7 protein-coding genes are annotated in these 14,917 nt (G+C 46.7%); 3 read left to right on the forward strand and 4 right to left on the reverse strand.

All coding sequences use genetic code 11. The features are described 5' to 3' along the window. Positions 1 to 16: 16 nt before the first annotated feature. The 4 genes from AC5ZC7_RS10090 to AC5ZC7_RS10105 all read right to left on the reverse strand — a co-directional run bounded on the left by AC5ZC7_RS10090 (position 17) and on the right by AC5ZC7_RS10105 (position 6,980). Positions 17 to 1,801, reverse strand: a complete 1,785-nt coding sequence (locus AC5ZC7_RS10090) for a RagB/SusD family nutrient uptake outer membrane protein (protein WP_496159432.1) — start codon at positions 1,799 to 1,801, stop codon at positions 17 to 19. A gap of 24 nt (positions 1,802 to 1,825) precedes the next feature. After that, a complete protein-coding gene (locus tag AC5ZC7_RS10095) occupies positions 1,826 to 5,236 on the reverse strand; it encodes a SusC/RagA family TonB-linked outer membrane protein (RefSeq protein ID WP_496159431.1) in 3,411 nt (1,136 codons plus the stop codon). Positions 5,237 to 5,334: 98 nt separating this feature from the next. Further along, positions 5,335 to 6,321: a FecR domain-containing protein gene (locus tag AC5ZC7_RS10100; protein ID WP_496159430.1), complete on the reverse strand. Its 987-nt coding sequence runs from the start codon at positions 6,319 to 6,321 to the stop codon at positions 5,335 to 5,337. Positions 6,322 to 6,419: 98 nt separating this feature from the next. Continuing rightward, positions 6,420 to 6,980, reverse strand: coding sequence for an RNA polymerase sigma-70 factor (locus AC5ZC7_RS10105; RefSeq protein ID WP_496159429.1), 561 nt, complete (start codon positions 6,978 to 6,980; stop codon positions 6,420 to 6,422). 399 nt (positions 6,981 to 7,379) lie between these two features. Between AC5ZC7_RS10105 and AC5ZC7_RS10110 the strand changes: the two genes are divergently transcribed. The 3 genes from AC5ZC7_RS10110 (at position 7,380) to AC5ZC7_RS10120 (ending at position 14,907) form a co-directional block, all read left to right on the forward strand. Next, positions 7,380 to 9,368, forward strand: a complete 1,989-nt coding sequence (locus AC5ZC7_RS10110) for a family 43 glycosylhydrolase (protein WP_496159428.1) — start codon at positions 7,380 to 7,382, stop codon at positions 9,366 to 9,368. A gap of 80 nt (positions 9,369 to 9,448) precedes the next feature. Beyond that, the gene (locus AC5ZC7_RS10115) at positions 9,449 to 11,368 is read left to right on the forward strand and encodes an alpha/beta hydrolase-fold protein (RefSeq protein WP_496159427.1); all 1,920 of its coding nucleotides are present in this window, start codon (positions 9,449 to 9,451) and stop codon (positions 11,366 to 11,368) included. Positions 11,369 to 11,793: 425 nt separating this feature from the next. Continuing rightward, positions 11,794 to 14,907 (forward strand): SusC/RagA family TonB-linked outer membrane protein, encoded by a 3,114-nt coding sequence (locus AC5ZC7_RS10120; protein ID WP_496159426.1) that lies wholly within the window; start codon positions 11,794 to 11,796, stop codon positions 14,905 to 14,907. Positions 14,908 to 14,917: the final 10 nt, after the last annotated feature.

Raw genomic sequence — 14,917 nt, forward strand, 5'->3', positions numbered from 1 at the left:
TAAAACGGGCAGCCCATTAATATCCGGGATTCTGCACAAGTTTCGGATTCCGGTCTATGGCATCCTGAGGGACAGGATTCAGGTACATTTTCTGGGTGAATACATGAGGATGGTTCAACGGCACAATTTCGTATTTCCATACGCCTGAGTTGTTATCAGGTATCGTATTCGTGATCTTCATGGCATGTTTGTCTACATTCATTACCGTATTGGCGGTTTTCCAGCGGATAATATCATAGAAACGTTTGTTTTCAAAACAGAGTTCCACCCTTCTTTCCTGGTAAATAGCGGCCCGCATTTCGCCCTGGGATAGTCCGGGTGTGAGATTCGGAAGGTTGGCTCGTTTCCGTATTTGGTTGATGGCATTGTATACAGTTGCATCGGGTCCTACGGCTTCGTTTTGTGCCTCTGCATATCCCAGCAATACTTCGGCGTAGCGGTAATAAATAAAGTTGGCGCCACTCACAGCGCCACCACCGGGGCGTACCAGTGGGTTGAGCCGCTTTTTAAAATAATAGGCGGTATTACTTACGTCATCGGTTCCAAAATCAATCTGGTTTTTGGAAGGATGTACTTTGTCAATGCGGGTATATATAATATCAGCTTTGTCCATCCAGTCCATTTTATACGGTGCACCGTCATATACGATCCAGTCGTAGAAGCGTTTCTCGCGGCCAACATAGGGATGCTGCGGGTCATAGCCGGAAGTGGGGTCTGTGATGGGTTTTCCATTGGCCATGTAAAACTGGTCTACCAGTTCCTGTGTGGGACAGTAGTTACCCCAGGTGTAGTAGACGCCATTGATCCATACTGGACCGCCATATTGTTCAAAAGAAGATCCCATGATGTTGGCCACTACCTGGCGATCCCATACCACTTCTGAATTATATTTATTGGCTTCGTACCAGATGGCGGATGGATCCGGAAAGAGGTCGTATGCTTTACCGTTGCCATAAAGGTCAATGAATTGTTTGAAGGTAGCAGCGGCCTTAACCCAGCGTTGGGCGTCGTAGTTATTGTAGCCGGCCATCTTGTGAGGATCATTGCCTGCGGCGGGTTGTGCGTCGTTGAAGGCAGGACTGGCGGCATATAATTCTACCCATCCTTTCAGGGCCAGTGCGGCGCCCACTGTAGCCCGGCCGGTATTTACATCGCCTTTATTGTATTTAGCCGGCAGGTAGTTGTTTTTAACAACGGAGTCCAGTTGCGAGGTGATAAAATCAACGGTTGCTGCGAAGGTGCTCCTGGGCGTGTATATGGCAGCGCTGTCCATCGTAAGTCTTTCTGCGGGCGTAGTAATAATGGGCAGCCCACCAATGTGCATCCACAGCTCACTGTAAAAGAAAGCGCGGATAAACCGGGCTTCGTCGAGTCGCTTGTTCAGCCATTCCGGTGAAAAGTTGCCGGCATTTTTACGCACTTCTGTAATGAAGGTGTTGCATTTCCGGATGTTGGTGAAGGTAGTTGTCCAGTTGGTGAGATCTCCGGAACCGGTAATGCCTCCCCATATTGTGTAGTCATTCGAAGAAGGGACTACGATACCTTGTTTCCAGTTATAGGAAGTATAGTAAAAGCCGGCATCGTTGTCGTCGGTGAAGTTATCCAGGTTTTCCGGTTGATTCCAGTAGTTGGGCAATGCGCTGTAGATATCGTTGAGGAACAGGTCGGCATTTCCTTCTGTACTCCATTGAATGGCATCGGTGAGTTTTGACTTATTGGTATTTTCCAGGAATTCCTTTTTGCAAGACAGGATACTGAGCAACAGTATGGCCGCAGGTAACAATATGATGTATCGTTTCATGATAGCTTATTTAACAGGATGAATCTAAAAAGTGACGTTTAGTCCAAACACAAATACCTTTTGGTTGGGGTAGGCTGTTTCAAGATCGGTATAGCCTACTTCCGGATCCATGAATTTCATTTTGCTGAAGGTGAGCAGGTTTTGTCCGGAGAAGTAACAGCGGAGGCGCTGCATTTTCATCGCTTTTGAAATCCTGGCAGGAAGGGTATATCCCAGTACGGCAGTTTTTAAACGCAGATAGCCTGTTTTCATCATCCAGAAATCAGAACCTTGGGTGTTATTGGCGTAGGGTGATTGATTGGCACGTGGATACCTTGCGTTGGGCGTGTTGGGTGTCCAGTGGTTGTTATAGTATTCATAGGCTGAATTACTATTATTGTTGTTAAAGGGTACGGTTTGAAAACCACGGATGTTCAGGCCGGACAACGCAGCCCCCTGGAAAAACAGGCTGAGGTCAAAGCCTTTCCAGGATGCAGTGGGTGTAAAACCATAGGTAATGAAAGGATATACCGGGTTGCCGATTACGGTTTCATCATTGGCATCTATTTTTCCGTCGGGTTTTCCATCGGGCCCACTAATGTCTGCGTAACGGATGTCGCCGGGATGCAGTACACCAAACTGGGTGACATTGTAGCCGTCGTCGCTGTTAATAATACCATCGTGGTTTTTATCATCTGACTGGGAAAATAGTCCCAATGAATGATAGCCGAATTGCGTGCCGAAAGGTCTGCCCGTTCTGCTGCGATTAGGATTATCGTGGGTGGCAGCGGTTTCAAATATCTGCACCATTTTATTTTTCGCATAGCTGAAATTACCGGTCAGGTTTAGTTGCAGGCCATTGGCAAAACGGTAGTTGGTTCCAGCCGTCACTTCAATACCACGGTTTTCCATGACACCCTGGTTTTCATCAGAAAGATTCAAACCATATTCAACGGGCACGGTAACGGCTGGTGGCAGCAGCATACCCGTTCTTCTTTCATGAAAATAGTCTGCTTCCAGCGTGAGCAAACCTTTCCATAAGGAGAGGTCCATTCCGATGTCTGTTTTGGTGGATATTTCCCACGTGATATTAGGATTGGCTTCCCGGGTGATGTTGGAGCCTTGTACCATATTACCGTTTCCGAAGGCATAGGCGTTGCCATATAAATTATAACCGTTCAGGTACTGGAATGCCGATCCGGCCAGGTTACCTGACTTACCCCAGGAGCCTCTCAGTTTAAGATAGTTGAGTACCGAAAGATGATCTGCCATAAAGTTTTCTTCAGAAACGATCCATCCCGCAGAGAAGGCGGGGAAATAACCCCAGCGTTTGCCGGGCGCGAAGTAGTAGTGGCCATCGTACCGGCCGGCTGCTTCAAAAAGATATTTATGATCGTAGATGTAGCCCAGGCGATATACAAATCCAAGTTGACTGCCGGTAAGCGTAGACCCGTTGTTGTCAAAGTCATTTTTATTGGAGCTGCCCATGCCCAGTTCGTCGATGTTTACGGCAAAATTATTGCGTCGGGCGGAGAAGCCGGTGGAATCATTCTTGCGGGCCTCTGCTACCAGTAACCCGGTAAAGTCGTGTTTGCCAAAAGTATTATGGTAATTGAGGAATCCCTGGTAGGTAAAGTACTGGTTTTTTGAATACTCCTGGTTGAGCCAGGTGTAGGCGGCGGCGTTACCTTCCGAAGTAGATATCTGTTTCGTATAGGTGTAAGGGGTAGTGGTTGTATTCTGTGAATAAAAGTAAAACGGTGTATGCCATCCTTTAACCGTAAAGTCGTTGGGGTCGTAGCTGAAAGTCCCCTTGATGCTAAGTCCTTTAATAAAAGGCAGTTGTTGTTCTACGGAAAGTGTGGTGAGCAGCGATGTGGCATTGCGATGAGAGTATCCGGCATTCAGGATGCCCACCGGAGAGTTGCCGGCAAATTCGCCCCAGAGGCCATTACTATAATAGAGATTGGTAATGGGGACCAGTTTATAGGCGGCCCGGAACAGTTGCCCCGGTGTGGTAGCGGCATCTACGCTGTTGGTATTTTCTATGGCGCCTATCAGCGACAAGGCCACGGTAGTGGAAGGAGTGGCGCTTACTTCCATGTTAACGTTATAGTCGTAACGTTTGTAATTCACCGGTGCAAACATACCATCCTGGTTAAGGAAGCCCAGGCCGGCATAGTATCGCACTACTTTGGTACCGCCGCTTAACTGCAGGTTATAATTTTGAATGGGTGCCTGCATACGTACCAGGTCTTTCGTATTGCTGATGGGGTATTTGTCGGGATCTTTGGCGTTCTGATTTGCATAATCTTTGATGAAATCTTCTGCAAAAGGTTGTTGTGTACCGCCTGGATTTTCATTCATATAGGCCTCATTACGCAGGCGCATGTAGTCCTGCGCGTTTAGCATTTTCGGATAGTACGTGGGTGTTTGCCATCCGTAATAGGCGTTGAGCGAAAGTGATGGGATACCGGTTTGTCCACGTTTAGTGGTGATCAGGATTACACCGTTGGCGCCTCCTAATCCATAGGGTGCTACGGCGGCGGCATCTTTCAATACGGTGACAGAGGCAATGGAGCTGGGAGAGATTTCGTTGATGTTATTGCGAATGATACCATCTACTACGATAAGCGGTGAATTGTTACCGGTAGTGGCGATCCCCCTGATATGGATGTCAGGATTATCTCTTCCGGGTTGTCCGCCATTAGGGCGCATGCTAATGCCGGAAATATTTCCTGCCAGTGAATTGGAAATGTTGGTAACAGGCGATTTCGCCAGTTCCTTTCCTTGTACAGCGGCTACAGAAGCGGTTGAAGACGTTTTCTTCTGTGTGCCGTAACCCACCACCACCACTTCGTTTAGGCCACTGGCACTTTCTTTCAGGATAATGTTGAGTGGATCGGCGGTACTTACTATTTCGGTTTGTTCGTAGCCCACGTAAGTGAATACCAATGTAACACCTGTGGTAGCCTGTAATTCAAAGTGGCCTTTTTCATTGGTGACGGTACCAATATTGGTACCTTTTATTTTTACGGATACCCCAACGAGTGGATCGCCGCGTTCATTTTTTACTGTGCCGCTTATTTTAAGGGCGTTTACAGGTCCGGATGCAATCACAATAACATCGTTATCCATTGTAGCGTAGCGCAGGTGCGTGCCGGTAAACGTTTGAGCCAGCACTTGTTCTACGGTGGCGTTTTCTGCATGAATGGACACAGGCGGTTTTTCCGGGAGGATGTCGTCGTTGTAAATAAGCCGGCAGTGGCTTTTTTGTTGAATGGTTTTCAGCACGGTTTTAATGCTGACTTTCTCCAGGGAGATGCTGATCTTTTCCTGAGTGGCAGAGGTGGCGTAAGCGGGTATGATGCCGGTAAACAGCAGGGCCAGGATGAGTAGACGTGGTAGCCCGCTATGCAGACTTTTATTAAAAGTCCATATGAACATTGTTTTCATAACATGGAATATAAGAGGGTGAAGGAAAGTAGAATAAATGGATGTGTAGTCTTTTTTATGTCATGGTATTTATTTTTTTGAAGATGAGAAATACGGTATCAGTTACTAACATGAACTTCTTTCCCGTTGATCCGGAAATGGAAGGGTCTTGATAGCTGTAGCATTTTCAGCGTTTCGTCTATTGATTCTGTATCTATGATGCCGGAAAAGCGCAGTTGTTGCAGGTCGGGGGATTCGAAATGAAAAGTGACGCCATACCACTGGCTCATTTTAACCGCCAGGTCGCTGAAGGTTTCATTGTCAAACACCAGTTTGTTATTTAACCAGGATATTTCCCGGAGTTGGCCACTGCTGTCTTTTTCCAGGTGTTGTTGCTGAAAAATGGTTGCCTGTGGGATGATGGGTACCGTTAGTTTTTCTTCAGGCTGGAGCACAACCGTTTTTCCCTGGAACGACACCGCAATTTTTCCGCTGACCAGTGTAGTGAACACCGCACTGTCGCTCGTATAGGCTTTCACGTTAAACGTGGTGCCAAGTACACGGATACTTATTTTTCCTGCATGGATAATAAAGGGCACCCCTTCACTTTTTGCAATGTCAAAAAAGGCTTCACCAGTGAGGGTGATTTCCCGGTATTGTTTGCCAAAGCTGTTCTTGTTGTAATGGAGTTGTGTATTGGAATTGAGCCATACGATGGAGCCGTCGGGAAGCACTGCCCTGGATTTTCCACCGGGAGCAGCGCTGAGTTGTTGCAATACAGGCGTGTTGGTGTGTATATGTTGCCATCCGATCCAGGCGGCAGTGAATACGGCGGCCGCGGCTGCTGCTGTCGCCAGCCTGCGCAATGTGAGGTAACGCCGGCGTACGTGGAGTTGCGGATTCACGGTATCCCATATACTTTCTTTACTGCTGTGAGCGATCGTCATTTCCTGTATGGGTGTCTGCCAGATGGCTGCAGCAAGGTCGCGGGAAGCAGCCATCTCCGGATCATCTTTCAGCAATGCTTCCAGTTCTGACAGTTCTGCCGGGGCAATTTCGCCGCTAAGCTGTTTGCCAAGTAATATCCATATACGGTCGTTGCTCATAATATCATTGAAAATGGTGGAATAAAGACGCTCAGGGATATAAGACAACAGGAAGGAGAGAATACCCCTAAAGGGCAGTAAATTTTTTTGAAAAAAAATTACTGGTCGCCGGGTAGTGGAGTGATAAGAAATGCTTTCATTTTGGTTAACTTTTTCAGGGCGATGCCTACCTGGTTTTCCACGGTTTTTATGGAGATATTCAGTAGAATGGCTACCTCCCTGTATTTGAGCCCATCTTCTTTCACTAGTTTGAAAATGAGGCGGCACTGCGGTGGGAGCTCATTGATAGCCTTATTGATATGCTGTACCATTTCATTGCTAATGAGTTGCAGCTCCGGGTTGATTTCGTATTCCAATAAATAGGCTTCGTCCAGCTGCAGCGTTTTTTTATGCGCATATTTACGGAGATAGTTAAGCGCAATGTTGCGGGTGGCCGCATAGAGATACCATTTCAGGTTACTTGCCTGATAGAGGCCTTCCTTTTTTTTCCATACGGCAATAAACACGTCTGCTACTATTTCTTCCGCCATTTCCCTGTGATGAACAATGGCCAGGGCTAACTGCAGCAATGGCGTACAGAAGCAATCGTATAATTCTTTAAATGCTTGTGCGTCACCACCGTATATTCTTTTTTGCAATTCGGGAATATCGTCGCGCATGAAGTAAAAATACCCAAATTATGTAAAGGCACAAATGTTTAAATATTAAGTGTCTTGTGTACAATAATTAACTTTATTCAAGAAGATGATGCCCTTGACTAAATAATGAAAGAGTAGGGAAGATGAACCTATATGTATCTTAATAACCGCCACCATATGTATAAGTAATAGGTGCAGAAAATATGCTGCCGCTGCAACGATGTAAATTTATATAACTGTCAATTTAACAGTTATTTTAAATTTTTTTAAAAAGATATCTCGTCCGACGGTACTTAACCGGAGGCATTTTTTGCACTTTATATTTCCCGGTAAAACATTTTTACTCATCATTTCAACATTTGTGGCAGTTGGTTGAGAGGGCGGCTGATTATCTTGTCTTCACAAAAAAATACCCACCAAATGGTTTTACGATCAATAGTTTTTGTTGTTATATATTTAAGTCTGGCGCTACAGAACGGGTTTGCTCAACAAGGTGGCCCGGCATGGAAAACCAATCCGCAGCCGGTATCGGCAACGGCGGCTGCACATTTTTATGCCGGGGTAAATACTTATGTGAACCCGGTTTTGCCCGGTGATCATCCAGATCCTACGTTATTGAAGATGGGCAATGACTTCTATCACTGTGGTTCTTCTTTTCATTTTAATCCTTATCTCCCCATTTATCATTCCACCGACCTGGTACATTGGAAAGTGATCAGCCGTGTATTGTTGCCTAACCATAGCGCGATGGTGGCCGATCGCCCTGGTAGCGGGGTATGGCAGGGCGCCATCACCTATTTTTATGGGTCATGGTGGATCTATTTTTCTTCCGGAGGACAATGGTTTTCGAAAGCTTCGTCGCCAGCAGGGCCCTGGACTGCTCCGGCGCGGGTAAAGGAGAATGTGCAAACGGGGCCACTCGGTTATGATAATTCCATTTTTGTAGACGATGACGGTAAGCCTTATATGGTGATAAAAAATGGCCAGAAGGTAAACCGGCTGCAGGCACTTGGGAAGGATGGCCAGCTCACTGACTCCGTGATCAACCTGGATTGGATGAACGCTGCACTGCAGTACAGCTGGGCGGAGGGCCCGGTGATGTGCAAACGAAATGGCTACTACTATTATTTCCCGGCCGGCGATGTATCCGGCGGTCAGTATGTACTGCGGACAACCGCCCTAACGGCCGATTCCTCCAAATGGGAACGACTGGGTGATTTTTTTAAGCCCATTACAGACCCCAACAATACGTTCCCGCGTCCCAATCATATTTCCGCACCGGTACAACTGGCAGATGGCACCTGGTGGACAATAGGTCAGAGTTATGAGAAGCATGGCCATGACGACTGGTCCGGCATGGGCCGGCAAACGTCCCTTTACCGCGTTGTATGGGAAGGGGATCGTCCCTGGGGAGAAGCGCCGGTTAGTGGGCCAATAGTAAAACCAGCATTGGATAACAATAATACTCCCTGGCGCAGCGTGCATACAGATCGTTTTGACACCGACAGCCTGGGGCCCTGGTGGCATTTTTTAACACAACCCGCAGCTGCCAGCTATTCATTGACACTGCGCAAAGGGTGGATCCGTTTATCGCCCGATAGCGGGAGAACCCACCTGCTGCAAAAAGAAACAGACCATTATTACACGGCCGTTACCCGGGTAAATGTGGGCAACGGTGTTAAGGATGCGCATGGTGGCATTTATCTAACCAACGGAAAACAAAGTGTAGTGGCACGTCTTTATTATGATTGCGGTAATTCGCGTATTGTATTTCAATTGGATACTGCGGTAAGAGAACTGCCTTATCGCAAAGGGAAAGATGTTTGGCTTAAACTGGAAAGGATTGAACACCAGTTAACCGGCTTCTGTAGCACAGACGGCGAAAACTGGCAACAGGTGGGTGCACCGGTGAGTGCGGTGCCCATTGATAAAGCACAACCTGATTTTAACAGCTGGGTAGGCACAAGTATCGGGCTGTTTGCAGAAAAAGGCCCGGTCGACTTTCATTTTTTTGTTTGTAAAGATGGATTTTCCCGGTTGCCTGCCCTGGGAAGCAGCAATTACTATGGCATCAGCAAAATAAAGGGAGAAAATGCAGGCGTTACGAATGCTTCAGTACACGGTGGATGGCTGATGATATCGGGAGTAGATTTTGGACGCGCCAGAGAAGCAAAGGCTGTTGAAATAACGGGCAGTGCTGCCAAAGGAGGCCAATTGGAACTGTTTACAGACGATCTGGAGAAAGGTACCCAAATTGCTGTGGTGCAGGTTAAGCCGGGTGGACGCAGGCTCCACACGGGTAGTTTGCAACAGGTGTCAGGGCAACATGATCTTTTTGTCCGGTTCCCCGCAGGATCCCCCGGAGAGATCACCATTCAAAGTATCCGCGTCTTAAGAACAGACAAATAGTGGACTGCTTTGTCAAATTGTACTTGTTATTATATTAATTGTTTGATTGACATTTATTATTTTGAAACAAATTCCGCGATATGAAAAAAACAATATTTAATCTTGCTATTTCCCTGTTATTGACCCTGTCCGTTTCTGCACAAAATGTTATTGAACATGCACCGCCCGGTTTTGATGCACTCCGTGAAGCAATACCCCACGGCAGCATTGATACCATCAGTTATCATTCCACCACCGTGGGCAACCTGCGCAAAGCGCTGATTTATACGCCACCCGGATTTTCCCGGAAGCAGAAATACCCGGTGCTATACCTGTTGCATGGTATTGGCGGCGACGAGAAGGAATGGTTAAAAGGAGGCACACCCCAGGTAATCCTGGATAACCTGTATGCCCAGGGAAAAATTGAGCCGATGATTGTTGTGATGCCCAATGGCCGGGCCATGAAAGACGACAGGGCCACCGGCAACATAATGGCACCCGATAAGGTGCAGGCATTTGCTACGTTTGAAAAAGATTTGCTGAATGATCTTATTCCTTTTATACAAAAGAAGTATCCGGTGTACACCGACAAGGAGCACCGGGCCATTGCCGGGCTGTCGATGGGAGGAGGGCAGTCGTTGAATTTTGGCCTCGGCAACCTGGACAAGTTTGCATGGATAGGTGGTTTCTCCTCTGCGCCCAATACGAAAACACCCGAGCAGTTGGTGCCGGATCCCGCAGCAGCAAAGCAGCAAATTAAGCTACTCTGGATCTCCTGCGGCGCCAGCGACGGATTAATTACTTTCAGTAAACGCACCCACGACTACCTGCAACAAAACAACGTACCACATATCTATTACATTGAACCCGGTGTCCACGACTTTAAAGTATGGAAGAATGGATTATATATGTTCTCCCAGTTGATCTTTAAACCCGTAGATACCAGCACATTCTCAAAATACGAGGTGGAGGGTATACCAGCAGCAACCAATGTACGCAATGCAAAGTACCCACAGGTATCAGCCGATCACCGCGTGATCTTCCGCGTTAAAGCACCGGACGCACAAAAAGTACAGGTAGACCTGGGCCGCAAATATGATATGGTGAAAGACACTGCTGGATTATGGACAGTAACGACCGATTCCATAGGGGAAGGATTTCATTATTATTCTTTGCTGATAGATGGTGTGGCGGTTGCAGATCCGGCCAGCGAAACTTTTTATGGCATGGGCAGAATGGCCAGCGGTATTGAGATACCTTTTGCCGGTGGCAACTATTATGCGTTAAAAGAGGTACCGCACGGAGACATCCGCATCAGGAAATATTTTTCAAAGGTGACCGGTTCCTGGCGCCAGTTGTATATCTATACGCCGCCCGGCTATGATGCAAATACAACCGGAAAATATCCAGTACTCTATATTTTACACGGTGGCGGGGAGGATGAAACCGGCTGGGCTACACAGGGCAAAACCGACCTTATCATGGATAACCTGATAGCTTCAAAAAAAGCAGCACCTATGCTGATTGTAATGCCGGATGCTAACATGGGTGGTCCTGCTTTCGATGAATCTGTGTTGAAAGCGTTTGAGTCAGAGTTGAAAGAAGTGATTATCCCCCTGGTACAGGAAAATTTTCATGTTGACAGCAGTGCCGGGAAAAGGGCATTAGCCGGTTTATCTATGGGTGGTATTCATACACTTTATACGGGCATTAAAAACACGGACCTGTTTTCCTGGCTGGGCGTATTCAGCTCCGGCTGGATGCAGCCAAGGCAAGGCAGCACGGCAGCAGCCCAATACGATTTTATGAAAGCTAATGCCGCCACCATTAATAACAATCTGAAAACGCTATGGATTGCAATGGGTGGAAAAGAAGATATCGCTTATAAGAACTGCCAGCTGATGCTGGCAAAGTTGGATGAACTGAAAATCAAACATACTTATAGCGAATATCCCGGTGGCCATACCTGGCCGGTGTGGAGAAATAATTTATTCAATTTTGCGCAACAGCTGTTTAAATAATACTGTTTGTTAAATACCGGCAGATTGCGCGTTTTACAGGTTATTTATACATTATTACTATCCTTTTGGAGATTCGTGCCATTGATATATTTATCCCTATTGTAGATTCGATTGTTGTTTTTTATTTCAATCTCTTTGGTCGACTAACACTTTTTTACGTTATGAATAATTGTCTGTTTAAATGCTAAATGATCACTTATGAAGTTTTAAAGCATCCGGGTCACCACGTCCCGCTACAACCAATTTCAATTTTATCACGCAATCTTGTAGTATCCAAAAGCACACTGTAGGGATACTATCGTTTACCGTATTGTAATTATTCCAGCCGGTGCTCCGGCCTGATGGCTTTGTATGAGCTTTCAGCATCCCTTATTGCCCTAACATTAAATGTTTTGAATTCCATGTTTAAAATGATTTTTCCGCAAATGTCATGGAAATGGCTTGCTGTGACAGTGCTGGCACTGTCGGGTACACTCGCCGGTTTTCCACTAAAGGCCCAGGATGCACGTGTGGTCCAGGGAGTGGTGCTGGATGAAAAGAAGGTGCCCATCCCTGGCACCACGGTGCAGGTAAAAGAAACCCGCATCAGTACCAGCACTGATAACGACGGCAAGTTTCAGTTGCATGTTCCAGCCGATAAACACGTATTGATTTTTACCTACATCGGCAAGGTCTCGCAGGAAGTAAATGTCCGGCAACAATCAAATATAGCTGTCGTCCTGAAAAGTAATGTTGTAGGGCTGGAAGATGTAGTGATAGTAGGATATGGCCGGCAGAAAAAAACAAGCGTTGTGGCGGCAGTGTCGCAAACTACGGGTAAAATCCTGGAACGCGCAGGGGGCGTATCAAATATCGGTGCTGCCCTTACCGGAAATGTACCAGGTTTGATTACTGCCCAAAGTACCGGTTTACCAGGGGAAGAAGATCCCCAGCTGCTTATCCGGGGCCTTAGTACCTGGAACAACAGCAATCCATTGATCCTGGTGGATGGAGTAGAACGCCCTATGTCCAGCGTGGATATAGGATCTGTAGAAACAGTAACGGTGTTAAAAGATGCTTCTGCAACCGCGGTATTTGGTTCTCGCGGCGCCAATGGCGTTATCCTCATTACTACTAAAAGAGGAAAAACAGGTAGGGCGGCCATCCGTGCTACAATCAATAGCATCGTGAAAGCACCTTCTAAATTGCCCGGTAAAGCAGATTCATATGATGCACTGCGTACCGTTAATGAAGCCATCGAGTACGAACTGGCATTAAAACCAGAAAGCTGGAATAACTATTACCCTCAGGCCATCTTAGATAAATACCGCCATCCGGCTAACCTGGAAGAGGCAGAACGTTATCCCAATGTGGATTGGGAAAAAGCATTGTTCAAGAATTATGCAATGTCGCAAAATGCCAACGTGAATATCAGTGGAGGAACACATTTTGTTAAATACTTCACCAGCGTAGACTTTCTACATGAAGGTGATCTTTTTAAAATTTATGATAATAAGCGTGGCTATAAACCTGGTTTCGGATTTAACCGGTTAAACGCCCGGTCTAACCTGGATTTTCAATTAACACCGTCCACACTCTTTAAAGTAAATCTCGCTGGATCATATGGCGTACGGAAAAGTCCCTGGGGATTTTCAGGCAATCAGTACGGATCATGGATTGATGCTTATACTACTGCACCAGATGTATTTTTACCGGTATACGCCGACGGTTCCTGGGGATATTATGCACCCAATGAAGGAAGAGCCGAAAACTCTGCGAGAAGCCTGGCTGTTGGCGGTATCCAATACCAGACCACTACCCGCATCACCACCGACTTCACCGTGGAGCAAAACCTGGATATGCTCCTCAAAGGGTTGAAGTTTAATGGTACTCTTTCTATGGACAATACCTTCGTGGAAAGTAACAGGGGGGTCAACGACCTTTACAATGACGTACAACGCAAATGGATTGATCCTGCCACAGGAAACGTATTTTATAAGAGCGCTTTTGACGGCGTAACTAATTTCGATTTCCAGGAAGGGGTGAAGTGGACACCTGCAGCGGGCGCGGTGACGGATAATCAGCGTCGCTTGTTTTACCAGTTGCAGCTAAACTATGCCAAAACCATTGCGGATAAACACAGCATAACTGCTATGGGGCTCCTGAACCGGAACATTACCGCTTATGGCAGCATGATACCTTCGTACAGGGAAGACTGGGTATTTCGTACCACTTATACCTACAACGATAAATATACATTCGAGTACAATGGCGCTTATAATGGCTCCGAAAAATTTGCGCCTGATTACCGGTTTGCGTTCTTCTCTTCTGGTGGCGTGAACTGGATTGTCTCCAATGAAAGATTCATGAAGAATATCCGGTTCCTGGATCTGCTGAAATTCCGTGCTTCCTACGGACAAACAGGCTTTGACGATGTGGCGGGCCGCTTCTTGTATCTCACCGAATGGTCATATGGTGGGCAAGCGCGACTGGGAACAACCGGCGAAGCAGCAGAGCAAAGCCCGTTCACCTGGTACCGCGAAGCAACGGTAGGTAATCCAAACGTGCAATGGGAACAGGCGGAAAAAATTAATGTGGGTACCGACTTTGAATTGTTCAAAGGATTCATAAAAGGGAAGGCTGATTTCTTCCAGGACAAACGCTCCAAAATATTGCTGGCAAACCGGTCTTCTGTACCATCTTATTACGGAACTACGCCGCCGGTGGCTAACCTCGGACGGGTAACGTCTCAGGGGTATGAACTGGAACTTCATTTCAGCTACCCGGCAACTAAGCAAACCAGGATATGGGCCGACCTGAATATGACCCATACAAAAAATAAAATCATCGAAGCTGATAACCCTGCATTGCTGCCAGCCTACCAAAAATCAGAAGGCATGCAAATAGGCCAGGCTTATTCTTATGTGAGCCAGGGATATTATAACACCTGGGATGAGCTGTATGGAAGTACAATGCATAATACGAACGACAATCAAAAGTTACCGGGCAATTACTATCTCGTGGATTATAACGGCGATGGGGTGATTGATGCACGCGATAATATTCCCTATGGGCATAGCGGGTGGCCCACTAATACCTACAATGCCACCCTGGGTGTAGACTGGAAAGGGCTGAGTGCTTTTGTACAATTCTATGGCGCCAATAATGTTACCCGTCAGGTAGTTTTTAATAGTTTAAACTCCCAGGGCCACACTGTTTATAATGAAGGTAGCTACTGGTCAAAGAACAACACCGGCGCAAATGTGCCTATGCCCCGCTGGTTGTCCACTCCGGCCGATTATTACCGGGGTACGCAGTACATGTTTGACGGTTCCTACCTGCGCTTAAAGAACGCGGAGATTGCCTATACCTTCAATACTGGATTTATAAAACGTGTAGGACTTGAATCACTGAGAGTATATATCAACGGTAATAACCTGGCTGCCTGGAGCAAGATGCCGGACGACCGCGAATCGAATTTTGCCGGTACCGGTTGGGCATCGCAGGGAGCTTACCCTACAGTAAAACGTTATAATCTCGGCGCCAATTTCACCTTCTAAACATGCACGT

The organism is Chitinophaga sp. 9-1-y, assembly GCF_059511905.2.